This window comes from Burkholderia ubonensis subsp. mesacidophila (genome assembly GCF_002097715.1).
Classification (GTDB): Bacteria; Pseudomonadota; Gammaproteobacteria; order Burkholderiales; family Burkholderiaceae; genus Burkholderia; species Burkholderia mesacidophila.
In genome coordinates this window covers 1,775,914-1,797,954 of record NZ_CP020737.1, presented here as the reverse complement: position 1 = coordinate 1,797,954, position 22,041 = coordinate 1,775,914, and the positions used below count along the sequence as shown (strand labels likewise).

Annotated in this window: 7 protein-coding genes; 2 read left to right on the top strand and 5 right to left on the bottom strand. The window is 73.4% G+C overall.

Features of this window, described 5'->3' with window-relative positions:
- Positions 1-64 precede the first annotated feature (64 nt).
- The 5 genes from B7P44_RS08510 to B7P44_RS08490 are packed head-to-tail and all read right to left on the bottom strand — an operon-like array spanning position 65 to position 19,401.
- On the bottom strand, positions 65-2,287 hold the full coding sequence (locus tag B7P44_RS08510) for a TonB-dependent siderophore receptor (RefSeq protein ID WP_084902810.1): 2,223 nt from the start codon (positions 2,285-2,287) through the stop codon (positions 65-67).
- A gap of 45 nt (positions 2,288-2,332) precedes the next feature.
- Positions 2,333-3,700, bottom strand: coding sequence for a lysine N(6)-hydroxylase/L-ornithine N(5)-oxygenase family protein (locus B7P44_RS08505; protein ID WP_084902808.1), 1,368 nt, complete (start codon positions 3,698-3,700; stop codon positions 2,333-2,335).
- 34 nt (positions 3,701-3,734) lie between these two features.
- Positions 3,735-4,751 carry a GNAT family N-acetyltransferase gene (locus B7P44_RS08500; RefSeq protein ID WP_084902806.1) on the bottom strand — a complete coding sequence of 339 codons (1,017 nt, stop codon included), beginning with the start codon at positions 4,749-4,751 and terminating at the stop codon, positions 3,735-3,737.
- Complete coding sequence (locus tag B7P44_RS08495) at positions 4,741-9,726, bottom strand: non-ribosomal peptide synthetase (RefSeq protein ID WP_084902802.1); 4,986 nt, start codon at positions 9,724-9,726, stop codon at positions 4,741-4,743. The genes B7P44_RS08500 and B7P44_RS08495 overlap by 11 nt, the downstream gene beginning before the upstream one ends.
- 9 nt (positions 9,727-9,735) lie before the next feature.
- Positions 9,736-19,401 (bottom strand): non-ribosomal peptide synthetase, encoded by a 9,666-nt coding sequence (locus B7P44_RS08490; protein ID WP_084902799.1) that lies wholly within the window; start codon positions 19,399-19,401, stop codon positions 9,736-9,738.
- Positions 19,402-19,619: 218 nt separating this feature from the next.
- Between B7P44_RS08490 and B7P44_RS08485 the strand changes: the two genes are divergently transcribed.
- Positions 19,620-21,380, top strand: a complete 1,761-nt coding sequence (locus B7P44_RS08485) for a cyclic peptide export ABC transporter (RefSeq protein WP_084902796.1) — start codon at positions 19,620-19,622, stop codon at positions 21,378-21,380.
- Positions 21,381-21,597: 217 nt separating this feature from the next.
- Complete coding sequence (locus B7P44_RS08480; RefSeq protein ID WP_059773436.1) at positions 21,598-22,017, top strand: bleomycin resistance protein; 420 nt, start codon at positions 21,598-21,600, stop codon at positions 22,015-22,017.
- Positions 22,018-22,041: the final 24 nt, after the last annotated feature.

Genomic DNA, 22,041 nt, shown 5'->3' with positions numbered 1-22,041 from the left:
TGTGAGAAAAGGACAACGCCGCCGCGACGCGCAAGCACCGGCCCGCACGCCGCGGCGCGCGCCGTCACCAGTTGTATTTCGCGGTGGCGACCACGGTGCGCTCGTTGCCGAACATGCAGACCGAAGACGACTGGCAGCCGCTGATGTAATGGCGGTTGAACAGGTTCGTCGCATTCACCGCGAAACGCCAGTTGCGCACGTCGTAGTGGATCGCCGCGTCGTAGACCGTGTAGCTCGCGACCGACAGCGAGTTGTCGGCCGCGCCGGCCGACGCGCTCTGGTAGCGCACGCCGCCGCCCAAGCCGAAGCCCGCGAGCGGCCCCGTGTGCCACGTCCAGTCGGCCCACAGCGACGCCATCTGGCGCGGGCGCGGGATATCGACCGGCCACTTGTCCAGCGACGCGTCGTTCGCCTTCACGTTCTTCACGTCCTGATGGACGTACGACGCGATGATCGACAGGTTCGGCGTCACCTTGCCGGTCGCGCTCAGCTCGATGCCGCGCGAACGCACCTCGCCCGTCTGCACCGACGTCGTGCCGGCCGGATCGAGGTTCGTCGGCGTCGGCGTGAGCACGTTGGTCTGGTTGATCTGGTAGATCGCCGCGTTCAGCATCAGGTTCTTGCCGGGCGGCTGCCAGCGCAGGCCGAGCTCGATCTGCTTGCCGCGGGTCGGCTGCGCCAGCCCGCCGCCGAACAGGTTCACGCCGATCAGCGGATTGAACGACGTCGCGTAGCTGACATACGGCGACAGCCCGTAGTCGCCCTGGTACGCGAGGCCGACGCGCCCGCTGAACGCGGTGACGTCCGCCTTCGACTGCGTGCCGCCCGCGCGGTCGTCCTGCCGCATGTTGACCCAGTCCTCGCGGCCGCCGAGCGTCAGCACCCAGCGGTTCCACTTGATCTGGTCCTGCGCATACACGCCGAACGTGTTCATCGTCGTGTACGTGTCGGTGCGCCCCGTGGTGCTCGGGTCCGCGAACACCGCGCTCGTGACGGGCGTGTAGACCGGGTTGTACATATTGAGGGCCGGCGCTGCCGCCACCCATTCGCTGTCGGTCGACGTCTGCCGGTTGTACTGGAAGCCGAGCAGCAGCGTGTGCTCGAGCGGCCCCGTGCCGAAGCGCGCCTGCGCGTTGTTGTCGATGTCGAAGCGGCTGTAGTTCATCTGGAACAGGCCCGCCCAGCGCGACACGTCGGTCGTGCTGCCGTCGACCAGGCCCGCGCCCCACACCGAGCCGTTGTCGAGCGACAGATGCATCCAGCGGACGTTCTGGCGCACCGTCCAGATCGAGTTCAGGTTGTGCTCGAACTGGTAGCCGAGCGACCACTGCTTCTTGCGGTAGTGGTTGAAGTTCGGGTCGCCCAGGTACACGTCCTTCGACAGCTGCCCGTTCGGGTTCGGCAGCACCGTGCCGCTCGCGGGCAGGAAGTTCGACGAGATGTCGCCCCAGTCCTGCAGGTAGGTCGCCGACACCGTCAGCGACGTGTCCGCGTTCGGCCGCCAGCGAAACGACGGCGCGAGCGCGACGCGCTGGTCGTTGTTCGGGCCGATCAGCGCATTGCCGTCGCGCGCGACGCCGACGAAGCGGTACGCGTACTTGCCGTCCGCGTCGAGCTTGTCGCCGATGTCGAACATGAACTGCTTGCGCGCATAGTCGCCGACCTCCACGCCGGCTTCACGCACGCGCTCGCCGTCGGCGAGCTTGGTCTGCACGTCGACGATCGCGCCCGGGTCGCCCGCGCCGTACAGCACCGACGTCGGCCCGCGCAGCACGGTGATGCTGTCGATCATGTACGGATCGACGCGCCAGCTCGCGAGGTTGATCGTATTCGGCACCTGCAGCCCGTTCACGTACGCGGTCGGCGTGAAGCCGCGCAGCGCCGCGTACCAGTCGGAACGGTTGTCCGAGCCGTACGACGAGAAACCCGGGATATAGCGCAGCGCCTGGTTCACGTCGGTCGCGCCCGTCATCTCGATCTGCTGCGCGGTGACGACGTTGATCGTCTGCGGAATTTCGCTGATCGGCGTGTCGGTCTTCGTGCCGGTCCGGCTGCGCCGCGCGACGAGCCCGACCGTGCCGCTGCCTTCCGACGCCGCGTTGACGCTGATCGCCGGCAGCGTGCCCGGCGCCGCGCCGTTCGCCTGCGCGGCGGGGTCCGCCTTGGCCGCAGGGTTCGGCGCCGCCTGGGCCATCGCCTGGCCTGCCGCCGCATAAAACGCCACGCCTGCCGCGGCTGCGATCGCACGCCGACGCGTGCCTCGACGTGTGCCTGTTACCCACTCCATCTTTCGTTGCTCCACTTGTTTGGCGGCCTCCCGGCCGCCCTTTTGTCAAAGCGCTACGGCCAGCCGGCCTGCGCTCACCCCGTTTTCATGTCTGGTCTGTTGTGTCCGGGCGTCTTCGCCCGGGTGCGCGATCCCGCTTTCGAGCGACGCGCAAATTTCGTCCGCGCGGCGCGCGAGCACCGACAGCAGCGTGTCGGACAAGCCGTGGCTGCCTTCGCAGTAGCCTTGCAGATAGATGGGCGGCGCGAAGTGCTCGGGCGTGTCGAGCCGGTAGTCGCGCGTCACGTCGCCGCGCGCGAGCGCGTCGCCCAGATGCGGCGCGAGCCCGTCGAGCAGCGCCGTGTGCGTGTCGCGCCGGTAGCCGGTCGCGAGCACGAGGCCGTCGAAGCGCTCGGTGTGCGCGTCGCCGCTCAGGCGGTCGCGCAGCGTCAGCTCGATCTGGCCGGTCGCGGTGCGCGCGGCCGCCTCGATCGCGCGGTTCGCGAGCAGCGCGTGGCGCGGCGCGCCGTCGATGCGCTGCAGGTACAGCATTTCGTAGATCTGCTCGATCAGCGGCCGGTCGACCACCGCGTAGTTCGTGTCGCGGTAGCGTTCGAGCAGCGCGCGACGCGCGTCCTGCGGCTGCGCGTAGACGACGTCGGTGAACGCCGGGCTGAAGATCTCGTTGACGAACGGGCTGTCGTCGGCCGGCTTCAACGCGCCTGCGCGCATCACGAGGCTCGCGTCGACGTGCGGGAAGCGCCGCGCGAGATCGATGAACACCTCGGCCGCGCTCTGGCCCGCGCCGATCACCGCGATGCGGCGGCGCTCGCCGGCGGGTGCGCGCGCGAGCCGGTCGATGTCGGCCAGGTAGGTCGACGAATGGATCACGCGGTCCTGGCCGAGCGCGGCGAACGCGTCGGGAATCGCCGGCGCGCCGCCGACGCCGACCGACAGCGCGCGCGCGACGCGCTGGCGTTCGTGGCCCGCCGCGTCGCGCGAGAACACGCGCAGCGCGTCGACGCGCGCGCCGCTGCCGCGCACCGGCTCGATGCCGGTCACGGTCTCGCCGTAATGGACGTGCTCGTCGAACGCGTCGGCCACCCAGCTCAGGTAATCGTGAAACTCGACACGGGTCGGATAGAAGTTCTTCAGGTTGATGAACTCGTTCAGCCGGCCGCGCTGGAACAGGTAGTTGATGAACGTGTAGCGGCTCGTCGGGTCGCGCATCGTGACCAGATCCTTCAGAAACGAGATCTGCATCCGGCAGTCGTCGAGCAGCATCCCGCGATGCCAGCCGAACGCCGGCTGCCGCTCGACGAAGCAATGCGCGAGCGCGCGCGTGCCGCTGCGCTCCGCGAGCCGCACGGCAAGCGCCAGGTTCGACGGCCCGAAGCCGACGCCGATCAGGTCGAATACGGTTTCTCTCTGCATGTCTCTCAGCTCCCTTGTCGGTGAAACCGGCGCGTCAGACGTGACGGCCGGCGAAGAACGCCTCGCGCAGCGTGCGCATCCACAGCGGCTGCGCGGCGGCCTGCGTCAGCCGGCGCTGCCGCGCGAAGCCGTGGCGCGCGAGGTGGTCGACGACGCGCGCATGGCCGGCCGGCACGGCGCAGCCGACCACCTCGGTGCGCGGATCGTCGAGAAACAGGTAATGGACGACCGACGGCAGCCAGCCGGCGACGCGGTGCGGCCCGCGCCAGCGCGGCTCGCCGACCAGCATCCGCAGCCCGCGGTCGTGGTCGCGCGGCGCGACGTGCGGCGCCAGCGCGTCTTCCTTCAGCCAGAACACCTCGAAATACGCGAACGGTTCGTCGTCGAAGCAGCCGACGAGCGGCGTGACGTGCGGCTCGGCGGCGGGCGTCGTGCCCGCCGGTTCGCCGGGCCAGCCGGAGCGCACGCGCGGGTCGTCGAACCAGCGCGCGAGCCGCGCGCCGTCCTCGTCGGGCTGCCAGCCGCGCAGCGTGAAGCGCACGCCGAGCGCCGGCAGGTCGCGCGCGTACACGTCGCCGCGCGGCGCGGGCGGGCGGCGCGGATGCCGCCGCCCGTGCGTCAGCGTGTAGAGCGTCGCGCACAGCGGCCGCGCGCCGGCGAGCCACAGGTCCGCCTGCTGCGCCCAGCCGTCGCGCACGCAGCGGCCGCCGTCGGCGAGCACGCCGCTCGCGCGCAGCGCATCGAGCGCCGCCGCCGGCCACGCGGCCGGATCGAGCCGCACCGCCGCATGCCCGCCGCCATCGGCGAATGCGGCGGCGAGCGCGGCCAGCAGCGCGCGCCGCTGGTCGGCCGGCGCCGCGCGATGGTTGTACGCGACGAGCCGCAGCGCGCCGTCGTCGGCCAGTTGCGCGCGCAGCAGCTGCGCGCCGATGCCGTCGCCGTGCGCGACGCGGATCTCCGCGCCGTCGCGCGCGGCGAACAGGCCGCCCGCCAGCGCGAGGCGGAACGTGTCGATCGGGGTCAGCCCGTCCGGGCGCACTTCAGCCAGCATGGCGCACCTCCGTGCCCGCATCCGCCGGTGCGTCGAGGCGCGCGCCGAGCGCGGCGAGCGTCGGCGCGGCGAACACGTCGGCCACCGTCAGCGCGTGACCGGCGCGGCACGCGGCATCGACGAAGCGCACGACGTCGAACGACGTCGCGCCCGCTTCGAACAGATCCGCGTCCGCCGCCGGCGCAGCCGAGCCGAACGTGTCCGACCAGAGCGCGGCGAGCGTGGCAGCGGTACGAGAGACCGAAACCTGCGCCGGCGCGTGGGCCCCGGCACGCGCAGCTTCGGTGGCGGACAGCGAGTCAGGGTCGCCGAGCGCCATCCCGCCTGCCACGGCGAAACGCTCGACCTCGTCGCGGTACGTATCGACGAGCGCGTCGACGAAGCGGCCGTCGAGCAGCTCGTTCGCATACGAGAACGCCGCGCTCACGCGGCCGTCCGGATGCTCGACGACGTCCAGCTCGAGCGTGAACACCACGCGGTGCCGCACGACGTCGAATCCCGAGAGCGACAGGCCCGCCCAGTCGCGCGCCGCCGCGCCGGTCGAGCGCAGGTAGTTGAACATCACCTGGAACAGCGGATTCGCGGCCGCCGCGCGCGGCGCGCCGAGCGCGGCGACGACGTCCGCGAACGGCACGTCCGCATGCGCATAGGCGGCGAGCGCCGCGTCGCGCACGCGGGCCAGCACGTCCGCGCGGCGGTCGGCCGCGTCGAGCCGGGTGCGCACGACCACCGCGTTGATGAAGAGGCCGAGCGCGTCGCGGGCCGCATCGCCGGTCAGCTCGCGCGTCGATGCGAGCACGCCGACCGGCTGGTCGGCCGCGCCTGTCGCGCGGAACAGCGCGGCGTTGAGCGCCGCGTGCAGCAGCATCGGCAGCGTCGCGTGCGCGGCCGACGCGGCGTCGCGCGCAGCGCGGACCAGCGCCGCATCGAACGCGAACGCGGTGCGCGTCGCACGCCATTGCGGAATGGCGGGCGCGTCGGCGCGCTCAGGCAGCACGCGCCGCGGCAGGTTCGAGAGCACGTCGCGCCAGTACGCGACCCGCGCGGGCGCGCCCGGCGCCGGCAGCACGAACGGCGCGTCGGCGACCACCGGCGCGTGGCCGCCCTGCACCCGCGCGACGTAGCGCCGCCGGATCGCATCCAGCCACAGCTCGATCGATTCGCCGTCCGACACGATGTGATGGATCGCGATCGACAGCACATGATCGTCCGCGCCGAGCCGCAGCACGCGCGCGCGCCACAGCGGCGCGGCGGCGCCGAGGTCGAACGGCGCCAGCGCATCGTCGTCGGTCAGCGCGGTCGCGCGGGCAAGCGCGTCGGGCGAAGCGGACAGGTCGACGATCGGCAGCGCGACCGGCGCCAAAGCATCGATCCGCTGTCCGGGCAGCGCGTCGTCGCGTGCGACGAGCCGCGTGCGCAGCGCCGGATGGGCCGCCGCCACGTCCGCGAACGCGGCGCGCAGCGCATCGACGTCGAGCGGACCGCGCATGCGCAGCGCGATCGGAATCACGTACGCGGCGCTGTCCGGCTGCGCGCGCCACAGGAACCACAGGCCGAGCTGCGCCGGCGACAGCGGCCACACGCCGTGCGCGTCGGGCCGCAACGCCGCCGCGCCGGTCGCGCGCGTGCCGTCGTGCGCCGCGCGCGGCGCGTCGGCGACCTGCCGCGCATACTGCGCGAGCACCGGCGCCTCGAACAGCGCGCGCACCGGCACGTCGCGGCCGAGCCGCTCGGCGACGCGCGTCGCGACCCGCACCGCGGCGAGCGAATGGCCGCCGAGCTCGAAGAAGTGGTCGCCGCGGCCGACCCGCGCGACGTTCAGCACGTCCTGCCAGATCGCCGCGAGCGCGGCCTCGTCGCCGTCGCGCGGCGCTTCGTACGCGCGCTCGACGCGCACCGGCGCGGGCAGCCGCGCGCGATCGACCTTGCTGTTCGCGTTGCGCGGCAGCGCGTCGAGCACGATGAGCTGCGCCGGCACCATGTAGTCCGGCAGCGTGCGGCGCAGGTGCGCGTCGAGCGTCGCCGCATCGACCGGCTGCGCGGCCGCGCGCGCGTCGTCGGTCAGCTCGACGTAGGCGACGAGCTGCGCGTCGCCGCCCTGCCCGTGCACGACCGCGCACGCTTCGCGCACCGCGTCGTGCGCGGCGAGCTGCGCCTCGATCTCGCCGAGCTCGATGCGCAGCCCGCGCAGCTTCACCTGGTGATCGACGCGGCCGATGAAGTCGAACACGCCGTCCGCGCGGCGCCGCACGAGGTCGCCCGTGCGATACAGCCGCGCGCCGGGCGCGCCGTACGGATCGGGCACGAAGCGCTCGGCGGTCAGCGCCGGCCGGTCGAGATAGCCGCGCGCGACGCCGATCCCCTCGCCGCCGAGATACAGTTCGCCGATCACGCCGACCGGCAGCGGATGCAGGCGCGCGTCGAGCACGTGCGCGGTGCGCGCGCCGACCAGCGTGCCGATCGGCAAATAGGCGGCGTCGCCGAGCTTCGCGAGGTCGTCGTCCGGGCGGAACATCCACAGCGTCGGCGTGATGACCGTCTCGGTCGGGCCGTAGCCGTTGACGACCCGCACGTTCGGCAGCGCGCGGCGCAGCATCGCGAACGCCTCGCGCGAGGTCGCCTCGCCGCCCACCGTCAGCGAGCGCAGCGTCGGCGGCGCGCCGTGCGCGAGCGCCCATTCGGCGAGCTGCGCGGCGCAGCCGGGCGGCACGTAGGTCATCGTCACGCCGTCGCGAACCATCATCGCGCAGGTCTGCGCGGGCGGCCACAGCACGTCGGCCGTCACCGACACGGCCGCGCCCGACATGTATTGCGAAAACCAGCCTTCGTGCGCGCCGTCGAAGTTGACCGACTGGAACAGCAGGAACACGTCGTCCTCGCCCGCGCCGTAGCGTTCGGCGATCGCCGCGCAGTGCCGCGCGAACGATGCGTGGTCGACGATCACGCCCTTCGGCGCGCCGGTCGAGCCGGACGTGTAGATCGCATACGCCGCATGGCCCGGCAGCACGTCCGGCAGCGCGACGTGCACCCCGTCGTCGAGCATGTCGAGCGCGTCGATCGCATCCGCGCGCCACACGCGCAGCGACGGCGATTCCGGAAGCGCGGCTGCGCTGTGCGCGTCGGTCAGCACGTGTTCGATGCGCGCGTCGCCGACGATCTGCGCAAGCCGCTCGCGCGGATGCGCGGGATCGAGCGGCACGAACGCCGCGCCGGACTTCAGCACCGCGATCAGCGCGACGAGCAGGTCGACCGAGCGCTGCAGCGCGACGCCGACCCGCATTTCCGGGCGCACGCCGGCCGCGACCAGATGGCGCGCGAGCCGCGCCGCGCGCGCATCGACCTCGCCGCGCGTCAGTGCGCGATCGATGTCGGCGACGCCGCGCGCATTCGGGCGCGCCAGCGCATGCGCGGCGACACGCGCATGCACGGGGATGAACGGTTCGTCGTCGCCGGCGTCGGGCGATGCATTCCACGCGAACAGCCGCGCGCGTTCCGCTTCCGGCAGCCAGTCGAGATCGCCGACCGGCGTGTTGGGCCGCGCGAGCGCGTCGGCCAGCAGCGTGACGAAGCGCTGCGCCAGCCGCGCGATCGCGTCGGCGTCGAACAGGTCCAGCGCATAGACGAACGCGGCGTCGAACGTGCCGGACGGCGTCGCCTCGACGCTGAGCGTCAGGTCGAATTTCGCCGACGGCGTGCCGGACGGCAGCACCGCCACGGCCGCCGCGTTGTCGAGTGACCCGAGCGGCGGCAGCGCGCGGCGCTCGCCGTAGGCGGCCATCACCTGGAACAGCGGATGGTGGCTCGCGCTGCGCGGCACGCCGAGCGCGTCGACCACCTGCTCGAACGGCACGTCCTGGTGCATCTGCGCGTCGACGAGCGCGCGCTGCGTGCGCGCGACGAGCGCCGCGAAGCCGTCGCTCGGCGTCACGTCGACGTCGATCGCCAGCGTGTTGACGAAGAACCCGATCAGCCCGGCCGTTTCCGCGCGTTCGCGGTTCGCGGCCGGCACGCCGACGCAGATCCGCGCGTCGCCGGTCGCGCGCGCGAGCAGCGCGTCGAGCGCGGCGAGCAGCACCGCGAACGGCGTCGCGCCGGTGGCCGCGGCGAACGCGCGCAGCCGTACGGCGAGCGGCGCGTCGAGCGAAAACACGTGGCGCGCGCCGCGCGCGCTGCGGCGAGCCGGTCGCGCGGCCGCGCCGGGCAGCGCCAGCACGCCGCGCTGCGGGTCGAGCCGTTCGCGCCAGAACGCGAGCTGCCGGTCGCGCTCGCCGGCGTCGAGCCAGCGGCGCTGCCACAGCGCGTAGTCCGCGTACTGGATCGGCAGCGGCGCGAGCGGCACCGGCGTGTCGGTCGCGTACGCGCGATAGAACGCCGCGAGTTCGTCGAGCATCACGCCCGACGACCAGCCGTCCGACACGATGTGATGCACGGTCAGCGCGAGCCGGTGATGCGTCGCGTCGAGTCGGATCAGGTGCGCACGCATGAGCGGCGCGACGCCGAGGTCGAACGCTTCCGCCTCGTCCACCGCCGCGACTTCGTCGGCGCGCGTGCCGCGCTGCGGCTCGGCGAGCGACGCCAGGTCCGTTTCGCGCCACGGGCAGCGCAGCGGCGGATGAATCGTCTGCATGACGCCGTCGGCGGCCTCGTCGAAGGTCGTGCGCAGCGCCTCGTGGCGCGCGATCAGCGCATCGCACGCGAGCCGCAGCGCATGCGCGTCGAGCGGGCCCGTCAGCGCGAGCCGCTCGGTGATGTGGTACGCGTCGCGCGCGTCGATCAGCCGTTGATGCAGCCACAGCCGCGTCTGCGCGAACGACGCCGGCACGCGCTCGCCGCGCGGCGCGCGCGGCGGGATCGGCAGCACGCGGAAATCGATGCCGGCCGCGCCGAGCTTGTCGATGAAGACCGCGCGCTGCGCGTCGGGCAGTTGCGCGAAACGCGTCGCGAGCGCCAGCCAGTCGGGTTGAACCGTCGTCATCCGTCGTCCTTATTGAATTTCCAGTTCGCCGAGCAGCGCGTCGATCGCGCTCGCCGCGTCGGTCGCGCCGCGCGCCGCGCAGGCCGCGTCGAGCGCCTGCGCGCAGCGCGCGAGCGTGCGGGTGTCGAACAGCGTGCGCAGCGGCAGCGCGAGGCCCCAGTGCAGGTTCGCCTGCGCATGGGCCTGCGTCGCGAGCAGCGAATGGCCGCCGAGCAGGAAGAAATCGTCGTCGCGGCCGATCGTGTCGACGCGCAGCACGCGCTGCCAGATCGCCGCGAGCGCGCGCTCCGTGTCGGTCGCGAGCTCGGCCGTCGCCGCCGACTCGCGCACCGGCGCGGGCAGCGCATGGCGGTCGCACTTGCCGTTCGGCGTGACGGGCAGCGCGTCGAGCGCGATCAGCTGCGACGGCACCATGTAGGCCGGCAACTGCGCGCGCAGCGCGTCGAGCAACGCGGCCGGGTCGAGCGCGGCCGCATCGCCGCGCGCGACGTAGCCGATCAGCTGCGCGTCGCGCACCACGACGACCGCGTCGTGCACGCCCGGCGCCGCGCGCAGCAGCGCCTCGATCTCGCCCGGCTCGATCCGCTGGCCGCGCAGCTTCACCTGAGTGTCGACGCGGCCGAGGTAGTCGAGCGCGCCGTCCGCGCGGCGTCGCGCGAGATCGCCGGTGCGGTACATGCGCGCGCCCGGCACGAACGGATCGGGCACGAAGCGCTCGGCCGTCAGCCCCGGCCGGCCGAGGTAGCCGCGCGCGAGGCCCGCGCCGGCCAGGTACAGCTCGCCGGTCGCGCCCGCCGGCACCGGCTGCCACGCGGCGTCGAGCACATGCAGCCGCAGGTTCGCGATCGGATGGCCGATCGGCACCGCGTGCGCGTGCGCGTCGGCCGGGCCGCAGGTCCAGTGCGACACGTCGATCGCCGCCTCGGTCGGCCCGTACAGGTTGACGAGCGTCGCGCGCGGCAACAGCCGCGCGACCTTCGCGACCAGTTCGGGCGCGAGCGCCTCGCCGCTCGCAACGATCAGCCGCACGCTGTCGCATTGCGCGGTCGCGCCGAAATCGTCGAGATGCGCGGCGAACGCGGCCAGCATCGACGGCACGAAATGCAGCACCGTCACGCGGTGCGCGTGGATCGCGGCGGCGAGGCGCGCCGGGTCGCGATGGTCGCCCGGCGCGGCGATCGCGAGCTTCGCGCCCTGCGCCAGCGGCCACACGAATTCCCACACCGACACGTCGAAGCCGAACGGCGTCTTGTGCAGCACGACGTCGTCGCGCGTGAGCCGGTACGCGTGCTGCATCCACGCGATCCGGTTCGCGAGCGCGCCGTGCGTGTTGCCCGCGCCCTTCGGCTTGCCGGTCGAGCCGGACGTGTAGATCAGGTACGCGAGCTGCGCGTCGGCGACCGCGACCGGCTCGGTCGTGTCCGGTGCAATGTCCTGCGCGAGCAGGTCCGTCACCGTCAGCAGCTGCGTGCCGGCGGCGTCGCCGAGCGCGGCTTCGACCTGCGCGCGCAGGTGCGCCTGCGTCAGCACGACCGCGGGCCGCGCGTCGCGCAGCAGGTACGCGATGCGCTCGGCCGGATAGTCGGGATCGACCGGCAGGTACGCGGCGCCGGCCTTCAGCACGCCGACGAGCGCGCTCACCATGTCGAACGAGCGCTCGACGCACAGCGCAACCGGCGTGTCGGGCTGCACGCCCTGCCGCCGCAGCGCGGCGGCGATCCGCGACGTGCACGCGTCGAGCTCGGCATAGGTCATCCGCTGCAGGCCGCCGTGCGCGTCCGCGTATTCGAGCGCGACGGCGCCTGGCGTCGCGCGGGCCGCCGCTTCGAATTGCGCGTGCAGCGGCAATTGTCGATGCGCCGACCACGCGCGGGCAGTCGCGTCGCGCTGCGCGAGCGAGTCGCGCGCCGCGTCGTCACCGATCGACAGCGCGCCGAGCAGCGCATCGGGCGTGCGGGCCAATGCGTCGAGCGCGCAGGCGAACGCGCGATGCCAGGTCTCGACCTGCCGCGCGTCGATGCGCGCGGTGTCGTAGCCGTAGTCGATCGTCAGGTCCGCGCCGCTTTCGATCACGAGCGTCAGCGCGAAATCGGTCGCCTCGATGCTGCGCACGTCGCGCAACGCGAGCGCGCGCGGGTCCGCGTCGTGCGCCGTGTCGTCGACCGGGTAGTTCTCGAACACGACCAGCGTGTCGAACAGCGCGCCGCCCGCACCGCGCGCCCAGCGCTGGATGTCGGCGAGCGGCGCATGCGCGTGCTCGGCCGCCGCCGCGTTGTCGCGCTGCAGCGCCTGCAGCCAGTCGGCCGCGCGTTGCTGCGGCGCGGGCGCGGTGATCACCGGCACCGTGTTGATGAACAGGCCGAGCACCGCATCGACGTCCGGCAGCGCGTCCGGCCGGCCCGCGACGGTCGCGCCGAACGCGACCGCCGGCTGGTGGGTCATCCGCTGCAGCGCGAGCGCCCACGCGCCCTGCACCAGCGTGTTGACGGTCAGCTTCAGCGCGCGCGCCGTCTGCGTGACGCGTGCGAACGCGTCCGCATCGATGCGGACGCGCCACGTGAGCATCGCCGCGTCCGCGCGGTCGGCCGTGCGTTCGGCGATCAGCGTCGGCGCGTCGAGCCGCGCGAGGCGTCCGGTCCAGAAGCGCTCGTCCGCGTCGCGCTCGCGCGCGCCGAGCCAGGCGATGAAGTCGCGGTAGCGCAGCGCCGGGCGGCTCGCGAACGGCGACACGGCGTCCGGGTCGCGGTAGTCGCGCAGTACGTCGGCGAGCAGCCGCGCGGTGCTCCAGCCGTCGAGCAGCACGTGATGGCGGGTCCACACGACGCGCCATGCGTCGTCCGTCACGCGGATCAGCGTGAGGCGCATCAGCGGCGGCTGGTTCCAGTCGAAGCCACGCGCGCGGTCGGCCGCCAGCCACGCGTCGAAGTCCGCGTCCAGCGTCGCGGCGCGCGCTCGCCAGTCGAGCTGCTCGACCGGCAGCGCCGCCTGCCGGTGCACGCGCTGCAGCGGCGCGGCTTCGTCCGGCATGATGCTGGTGCGCAGGATGTCGTGCCGCGCGATCGACGCGTCGAACGCGGCCGCGAGCCGGCCGGCGTCGAGCGCCGTCGCGGTCGCGACCAGTTGGTTCACGTAGCTCGCATGGCCCGGCGCGAACAGCGCGTGAAACAGGATGCCCTGCTGCATCGGCGACAGCGGATACACGTCGTCGATCGTGCGCCAGTCGAGCGGCGCACGCTCGATCGCCGCCTGCGTGAGGCCGGCTGCATGCGCGAGCGGGAAGTCGCCCGGCGTCGCGCCGCCGCCGCGATGGGCAATGCGCGCCGTGCACGCGTCGACGAGCGCGGCGAGCGCCGCCGCGAACCGCGCGGCGAACGCATCGATCGTCGCGCGCTCGAACTGCGGCGCGCCGTATACCCAGTGCAGCTTCAGCGTGCGCCCGCCGTTACGGCCCTCGTCGCGGTCCTCGTCGAGATATGCATGGATCGCGAGCGCGTTGCCGAGCGGCCCCTGCGGATCGCGCTCGACGCCGGCGCCGCCGAAGTGAGGCACGAGCGTCGCGTCGCGCGGCGCGTCGAACTGGCCGAGATAGTTGAAGGTCACGCGCGGGCGCGGCACCGCGGCCAGCGCCGCGCGCGTCGCCGCATCGCCGTAGTGCGCGAGCACGCCGAAGCCGAGCCCCTTGTGCGGCACTGCGCGCAGCGCGTCCTTGACCGCGCAAAGCGTGTCGCGCGGCGTCGCCCCGACCGGCAGCGAAACCGGGTAATGGCTCGTCAGCCAGCCAATCGTGCGGCTCGCATCCGCATCGTCGAACAGCGCCTCGCGGCCATGCCCTTCCAGTTCGACGCGGCACGACGCGGCGTCGCGCCCGTCGGTCAGCGCGATGGCCAGCGCGGCGGCGAGCAGCTCGATCGTCTGCGTGCGGTAGGCGGCGTGCGCGTCGGTAAGCACCGCACGGGTCAGCGCGGCGTCGATCGTCTGCACGACGACGGCCGCGTCCGCGTTGGTCGCCGGCGACTCCGGATGGTCGGGTGCGACGTCGTCGCCGTGCGCCATCCCGGTCCAGTACGCGGTTTCGTTCGCGAACGGCGAGCCCGGATCGGTCGCCGCGCGCGCGAGCCGCGCGGCCCACGCGTCGGCGCACAGGCCCTGCAGCGCGAGCCGGATCGGCCGTTGCTCGCAGGCCGCGCGGTATGCGGTGTCGAGATCGTCGAGCAGGATCCGCCACGACACGCCGTCGACGATCGCGTGGTGGATCGCGACGAACAGCCGCGTCGCGCCGTCCGGCAGCCGCGCCGCGCACGCGCACGCGAGCGGCCCGCGGCCGAGATCGAGCCGGCGCTGCAGCGCATCGAAGCGCGCGAGCGCGTCGGCGTCGTCGCGCGCGGCGACTTCGACGAACGGCAGCGCATCGTACGGGCGCTGTGCGTCGTCGGCCTGCCACGCGCCGTTCGCGCCGCGCGTGAAGCGCCGGCGGAACGCTTCGTGATGCGTGAGCAGCGCATCGAATGCCCGTGCAAACGCGGCGGGATCGAACGACCCGCGCACGTCGAACGCGACCGCCTGGTTCCAGTGGCCCGGATGCGGCACGTCGAGCGCGAAGAAGCGCTGCTGCGCGGGCGTCAGCACGCACGGGGCGGTCGCTGTCGTCGCGGCCTGCGCGACCGGCGCGGGCGGCGCCACGTCTTCCGTCTTCGCGACGCGCGCCAGCTCGGCGAGCGTCGGGCCGTCGAACAGCTGCTTCGGCGTGAAGCGCACGCCGCGCTTGCGCGCGCGGGCGATCACCTGCAGCACGAGGATCGAGTCGCCGCCGAGCTCGAAGAAGTTGTCGTCGCGGCCGACGCGCGGCGCTTTCAGCACCGCCTGCCAGATTTCCGCGAGCGTCGTCTCGACCGCGCCTTGCGGCGCGTCGCCGTCGGCGGCCGCGACCGGCGCGGCGGCCAGCGTGCGCAGCGCCGCGCGATCGATCTTGCCGTTCGCGGTCACCGGCAGGCGCGGCAGCGCAATGATCTGCGCCGGCACCATGTAGTCCGGCAGCGTCGCCGCGAGCCGCGCGCGCAGCGCGGCCTCGTCAAATGCCGCGCCGTCGCGCGCGACGACGAACGCGACGAGCCGCAGGCGGCCGTCGTGCTCGACCGCCAGCGTTTCCGCCTGCGCGATGCCGTCGGCCGCGCGCACGGCCGCGCTCACCTCGCCCGGCTCGACGCGATAGCCGCGAATCTTGACCTGGTCGTCGATCCGCCCGAGGAATTCGATGCGGCCGTCCGTGCGCAGCCGCACGCGGTCGCCGGTGCGGTACACGCGCGCGCCCGGCGTGAACGGATCGGGCAGGAAGCGCTCGGCGGTCGCCGCCGGCCGGCCCCAGTAGCCGCGCGCGACGCCCGGCCCGCCGAGATACAGCTCGCCGGTCGCGCCCGCCGGCACGCACGCGCCGAACGCATCGAGCACGAGCGCACGCGCGTTCGGCAGCGGCCCGCCGAGCGGCACGCCGCTCGGCGCGTCGTGCGCATTGCCTGCGTCGGCCACCATCGACGCCGTGTCGCACGTCAGCGCACCGACGGTCGCCTCGGTCGGGCCGTAGTGATTGATCACGCGGCACGCCGGCTTGAGCGCGGCGATGCGCGCGACCAGCGCCCACGTGAGCGTTTCGCCGCCCGTCACGAGCGCGTGGCTCGGCAGCACGTCGGCCGGCGCGCGCGCGTCGAGCAGCGCCTGCAGGTGGCTCGGCACGATCTTCAGCACGCCGACGTCGCGGCGGCGCATCTCGTCGGCGAACGCATCCGGATCGAACGCGCACGACGCCGGCAGCAGATGCAGCGTGCGGCCTGCGCACAGCGCGCCGAACAGCGTCGTATGGCCGAGGTCGGCCGCAACCGTCGACACCATCGCGAACGACGCGTCCGGCGCGAACGCGAGTTCGTCGAGCATGCCCTGCACGTAGTCGGCGAGCGCGCGATGCGACACGACGACGCCCTTCGGCGTGCCGGTCGAGCCGGACGTGTAGATCAGGTACGCGCCCTGGTCCGGGTGCCGCGCGATGCGCGCGGCGGCCGCCTGCGCGAGCGTCGCGTCGGCCGCGAGCGTGTCGACGTCGAGCGCCTGTGCGAGCGTGCCGGCCGGCCATGCGGCGTCACCGGCCACGAGCGCCGAGCGCGCGCGGCAATCGGCGGCGGCCGCCGCGAGCCGCTCGGCCGGCTGCGCCGGATCGAGCAGCACGGCCAGCGCGCCCGCCTTCAGCGCGCCGAGCAGGCCGACGACGAAGCGCGCCGAGCGTTCGATGCAGACGACGACCGGCTCCTCGGCCGCCGTGCCGCGCAGTTGCAGCGCGCGGGCGACGCGGTCCGACGCGTCGTCGAGCTCCGCGAACGTCAGCGACGCCGCCGCGTCGGTCAGCGCGACGCGATGCGGATAGGCGGCGGCCTGCCGCGCGAACGCCGCGACGACGTCCGCGTGTTCGGGCGTCAGCGCCCGGCCGTCGCGCGGCTGCCGCGCCACGTTCGCGCCGTCGCACGGCAGCGCGGTCGTCGCGCACTGCGGATCGCGCGCGGCGGCCGCGACGAGCGCCGCGTAGCTGGCGAGCCACGCGCGCGCGGTGTCGGCGTCGATGCAGTCGGTCGCATACGCGGCGACCAGTTCGATGCCGCTCGCCTCGTCGGTGAAATCCAGCGCGAAATCGAAGCGCGCGGCGAGATCCGGCCCCGGCGTCGCGACCGCGGTCGCGCCCGGCAGCGCGCTGTCGAGCCGCGCGTCGAACTGCTGCGCGAACTTGACGCGCAACCATTCGTCGCCGCGCCGCACCGGCGGCTTCACCGCGTCGACGACACGCTCGAACGGCACGTCCTGATGCGCATACGCATCGAGCGCCGCCGCGCGCACCGCGTCGACCAGCGTCGCGAACGGCTGCGTCGGCGCGACCCGCACACGCAGCGCCACCGTGTTCAGGAACAGCCCGAGCAGCGCGCGCGTTTCCGGACGCTGCCGGTGCGCGACCGGCACGGCGACCACGACGTCGGTCGCGCCGGTCAGGCGCGACAGCCATGCGTCGAGCGCGGCCATCAGCACCGTGAAGACGGTCGCGTGCGCGTCGCGCGCGAGGCGGCGCACGTCGGCCGCGACCGCGTCGGGCAAGCGCAGCGACGTGCGCGCGCCGTGCAGCGTGCGCGTTGCGCCGGGCTGCCGGTCGACCGGCAGCGCGAGCGGACCCGGCGCGTCCTGCAGCGCGGCGCGCCAGTAGTTCAATTGCCGCTCGCCCTCGCCGCCCGCGAGCATGTCGCGCTGCCAGTCCGCAAAGTCCGCGTACTGGATCGGCAGCGCGGGCAGCGCCGGCGCGACGCCGTTCGCGTACGCGCCATAGGCCGCCGTCAGCTCCTCGAACGCGCAGCGCGAGCTCCAGCCGTCGGTGATCGCGTGATGGGCCGTCAGCAGCAGCCGGTGGCGGTTGTCGGCGAGCGCGATGAGCGTCGCGCGCACGAGCGGGCCTTCGGCCAGGTCGAACGGCGCGCCGGCGTCGCGCTCGGCAAGAATTGCCGCCTGCGCGTCGCGGCCGGCCGGCGGCAGGCCGCGCAGGTCGACTTCGGCGATCGCCACCGGCAGGTGCGCGTGAATCCGCTGCATCACGACGCCGTCGTCGTTCTCGACGAGCGTCGTGCGCCACGCGTCGTGCCGGCCGATCACGTGATCTAGCGCGCACTGCAGCGCGCCGCGGTCGAGCGCGCCGTCGATCGTCCAGTGCGCGGCGATGTGATAGGCCGCGCTCGCGTCGCGCGTCTGCGCCAGCACCCAGAAGCGCTGCTGCGCCAGCGACGCCGCGCGCTCGGCATACGGTGCGCCGGCCGGCGCGCCGGCACGCGCCGCGATCGCGACGAGCGGCGCGCCGGTTTCGCACTCCGCGCGGTCGATCGCGTCGGCCAGCGCGGCGAGCGCCGGGTCCGCGAACAGCGTGTCGAGCCGCAGGTTGACGCGCCATTCGACGCGAATCGCCGCCTGCAGCTGCATCGCCGCGAGCGAATCGCCGCCCAGCGCGAAGAAGCGGTCGTCGCGCGACGGCGGCGCGTCGAGGCCGAGCAGCGCCTGCCAGAGGTCGGCCGTGCGCCGCTCGGTGTCCGTGCGCGGCGCGTCGCCGGCTGCGCGGTCCGCCCGGTCCGCGGCGATCCGCTCGCGCAGCGCCGCGCGGTCGAGCTTGCCGTTCAGCGTGTACGGCAGCGCGTCGCAGCGCACGTACCGGTGCGGCTGCCAGGCGACCGGCAGTTGCGCGGCGACGTGCGCCTTCAGCGCCGCGTCGTCGGCCTCCGTGCACAGCGCGACGCACGCGACGAGCCGCGTCGGGCCGCCGTCGGTTTCCGCGACCACCGCCGCGTCGGCGACGGCCGGATGCGCGCGCAGGCACGCGGCGATTTCCGCCGGCTCGACGCGCACGCCGCGCACCTGCACCTGATCGTCGAGGCGGCCGAGGTAATCGAACGCGCCGTCGTCGCGCACGCGCGCGAGATCGCCGGTGCGATAGACGCGCGCGCCGGGCGCGCCGTCCGGATCGGGCACGAAGCGCTCGGCGGTCAGCGCCGGGCGGCCGTGATAGCCGCGCGCGAGACAGACGCCGCCGAGCAGCAGCTCGCCGGCCGCTGCGCCCTCGATACTGTCGACGCGGGCAACGCGCGGGCCGATCGGCCGGCCGATCGGCAGCGCCGCGAACGCGTCGTCCGCGGCGAGTTCTGGCGTCTCACCCGGCTCGACCGGCCACAGCATCGGCGAGATCACCGCTTCGGTCGGCCCGTAGCCGTTGACGAGCCGCACCGCCGGAAAGGTGTCGCGCACGAATTCGAACGCCTGCTGCGGCAGCGCCTCGCCGCCGAACGCGAGCACGCGCAGCGCCGGCGGCACGCCGTCGCGCGCCGCGAGCGCCGCGAACTCGCGCAGGTAGGCGGGCGGAAACGCCGCGACGCTGACCTGCTCGCGCACCATCAGCGCGTACGCTGCGTCCGGCGCGAACGGCTGCGGCGGCGCGACCGCGAGGCTCGCGCCGACCGCGAGCGGCGCGAGCCAGCATTCGTGCGCCGCGTCGAAATTGACCGACGCGAAATGCAGCAGCCGGTCGCCGGCCTCGATCGGCAGCGCGGCCGCGAGCGCATCGCAATGCGCGGCGAGCGGCCCGTGCTCGACGACCACCGCCTTCGGCGTGCCGGTCGAGCCCGACGTATAGATCATGTAGGCGGCCGCGCGCGGATGGACCGGCGCGTCGTCTTCATCGGCGCACGCGTGCGCTGCGTCCGCTGTGTCGGCATCGATGTCCGCGACGTCGAATGCGTGCGCGAACGGCGCGCCGAGCGCCGCGCGCCCTGCCGCGTCGACGATGCCGTGGCGCAGGTTCGCGTCGCGCACGATCCAGTCGAGGCGCGCGGCCGGATGGCGCGGGTCGAGCGGCACGAACACGCCGCCCGCCTTCAGCACGGCCAGCAGCGCGACGAACAGTTCGCACGAGCGCTCGACGCACACGCCGACCCGCACCTCGGCGCCGACGCCCGCCGCGCGCAGCCGCCGCGCGAGCCGCGACGCACGCGCGTCGAGCGCGCCGCGCGTCAGGCGGATGTCGGTCGGAAAGGAGACGGCGAGCGCGGGCGCGTCGGGCGCGCGGCGCGCCAGCTCGCGGATTCGGTGATGCAACGCAGTCGGGAAACTCGTCATGGGCGTGAAGTCCTTCAGGTCCGGCCGCTACGGCCAACTCACGGCGCCGCGCTGGGCGGCTTCACTGGTGTGACGAACGGCGCGGCCGATTTTTTACCGCTGCGCGCCCAATCCGCGCATGACTAAATATTTCGGCAGCCCATTCGTCTATTCGGCAGGAGGCGCGCCGCGCGCCGATCGTTTTCCGTTTGTTCGTTCTCACTCAATTGACGTTGCCGATGACTGCCGCCCACGAGCCTTCTCCTCCGCCCGCCCGCCCCCCTGCCGCCGACGCCGCGCCGCCCGCGCGCCCGGCGGCGCGCCTGATCCTCGCGCTGCTGCGCGAAAGCCGCGCCGCGCTCGCGCTCGCGCTCGTCGCGTGCGTCCTGAACGGCATCGCGAGCGTGCTGCTCGTCGCGACGCTGAACCGCGCGCTCGCGCAGCCGGTCGCCGCCGACGCCGCGCTCGCGTGGCGCTTCGCGCTGTGCGCGGTGATCGCGCTCGTCACGCGGATCGTGTCGGGCGTGCTGTTCGCGCGGCTGTCGCAGGACACGATGGCGCGGCTGCGCGCGCATCTCGCGCGCCGCGTCGGCGCGGCCGAGCTGCGCGACGTCGAGCGCATCGGCGCGGCGCCCGTGCAGTCGGTGCTGACCGACGACGCGACCAACGTGTCGATGCTGTTCTTCGCGCTGCCGAACCTCGTGATGCACGGCTCGATCGTGTTCGGCTGCCTCGGCTATCTCGCGTGGCTGTCGTGGCCCGTGTGCGTGCTTGCGCTCACCGCGATCGTCGCGGGCTCGCTCGGCTATCACACCGGCGACCGCCGCGCGATCGCGTCGCTCGAAGCGGCCGGCCGCGCGCAGGACAAGCTGTTCGGCTATCTCGGCGCGCTGTTCTCCGGCGCGAAGGAGCTGAAGCTGCACGACGCGCGCGCGCGCCAGTTCGTCGACGGCCAGCTCGGCGCGGCGATCGGCGAGGTGCGCGACCACCGCCGCCGCGCGTTCAGCGCGTATGCGGTCGGCGTCGGCTGGATCATCTTCCTGTTCTATGCGTTCCTCGGCGCGGCCGCGTTCTGGCCGCAGCTCGGCGTGCACGCGGACCCGGGCGCGACGGCCGGCTACGTCGTCGTGTTCCTGTTCATGCTGGTGCCGCTCGACGGCCTGCTGAACAACCTGCCGACCGTCAACGCGGCGCGCGTGTCGCTCGCGCGCATCGAGGACGTGATGGCCGAATTCGGTGCGCTGCGCACCGCGCCGCCGGCGAGCGACGTGCCCTCGGCCGTGTCCACCATCGCGCCCGCCGGCGCGGTCACGCTGCGCGGCGTCACGCATTCGTATTTCCACGAGCGCGACGAGCGGATGTTCCGCATCGGGCCGATCGACCTGACGCTGAAGCCCGGCGAGCTGGTGTTCATCGTCGGCGGCAACGGCAGCGGCAAGACCACGCTCGCCAAGGTGCTCACCGGCCTCTACGAACCGGAGGAAGGCACGATCGAGGTCGACGGCCGGCCGGTCGGCTGGCGCGAGCGCGCCGCGTACCGGCAGCGCTTCAGCGCGGTGTTCAACGATTTCCACCTGTTCGACGCGCTGCTCGGCATCGTCGACCCGGACGATCCGGCGCGCGCGCAGGCCGACGCGCGCGCGAACGCCCTCGTCGCGAAGCTCGCGCTCGACCACAAGGTGAAGGTCGTCGACGGCGCGTTCTCGACCCGCGCGCTGTCGACCGGGCAGCGCAAGCGGCTCGCGCTCGTCGTCGCGTATCTGGAAGACCGGCCGTTCTACCTGTTCGACGAATGGGCCGCCGACCAGGACCCGACGTTCAAGGCGGTGTTCTACGAACAGCTGCTGCCCGAGCTGCGCGCGCGCGGCAAGGCGGTGGTCGTGATCACGCACGACGATCGCTACTTCGATCTGGCCGACCGCGTGCTGAAGCTCGACAACGGGCGGGTCGTCAGCGATACGGCGCCGGCGCGGCAGCGGGTCGATGCGGTGAATGCGTGACGGGCGGGCGCCGGCGCGGCGGCTTGCGGCTGCGCCGGTGAGCCCGGCTCGACGTGACCGGGCACATGGGCCAACGTGACGCGCAGGATGCATGCGACGGCCAGGACATAGCCGGGTATGATTGGCGACCCTTCGTCGAGGCCGCGACGGCCTGCGCTGAATCTTCCGCTTCCACTGCGCACGACGCGACTCACTGCATCAATCAAGGAGACCCGCAATGGAATGGGCCGCTCTCGTTCCGGAACTGATCTGCACGGACCTCGTCCGCAGCATGACGTTCTATCGTGACCTGCTTGGCTTCCGGGTTCGCTTCGAGCGCCCCGAGGATCGCTTTGCCTATCTCGACCTCGGGCACGCCCAGCTGATGCTCGAGCAGCAGAATCCGGAGAGCTGGCTGACCGGCCCGATGCAATTTCCGCGTGGGCAAGGCATCAATCTGCAGATCGAGGTCGACTCGATCGAACCCATTCACCACCGCTTGCGCGACGCAGGCATCGCGCTGTTCGCCGAGCCGCGGACATCCTGGTATCGCCAGGACGATCTGGAGCACGGTCAAATCGAGATGCTGGTGCAGGACCCCGACGGTTATCTTCTGCGTCTGGTGGAAATCCTGGACGAGCGGCCGTATCGGGCGTAACCGGCGGCCCGTCTCCCGAGCTTC

Bases quoted from the DNA above. Each gene is read 5' to 3' on its own strand.
- B7P44_RS08510 (WP_084902810.1), bottom strand. From the start codon at position 2,287: ATGGAGTGGGTAACAGGCACACGTCGAGGCACGCGTCGGCGTGCGATC.
- B7P44_RS08505 (WP_084902808.1), bottom strand. From the start codon at position 3,700: ATGCAGAGAGAAACCGTATTCGACCTGATCGGCGTCGGCTTCGGGCCG.
- B7P44_RS08500 (WP_084902806.1), bottom strand. From the start codon at position 4,751: ATGCTGGCTGAAGTGCGCCCGGACGGGCTGACCCCGATCGACACGTTC.
- B7P44_RS08495 (WP_084902802.1), bottom strand. From the start codon at position 9,726: ATGACGACGGTTCAACCCGACTGGCTGGCGCTCGCGACGCGTTTCGCG.
- B7P44_RS08490 (WP_084902799.1), bottom strand. From the start codon at position 19,401: ATGACGAGTTTCCCGACTGCGTTGCATCACCGAATCCGCGAGCTGGCG.
- B7P44_RS08485 (WP_084902796.1), top strand. From the start codon at position 19,620: ATGACTGCCGCCCACGAGCCTTCTCCTCCGCCCGCCCGCCCCCCTGCC.
- B7P44_RS08480 (WP_059773436.1), top strand. From the start codon at position 21,598: ATGGAATGGGCCGCTCTCGTTCCGGAACTGATCTGCACGGACCTCGTC.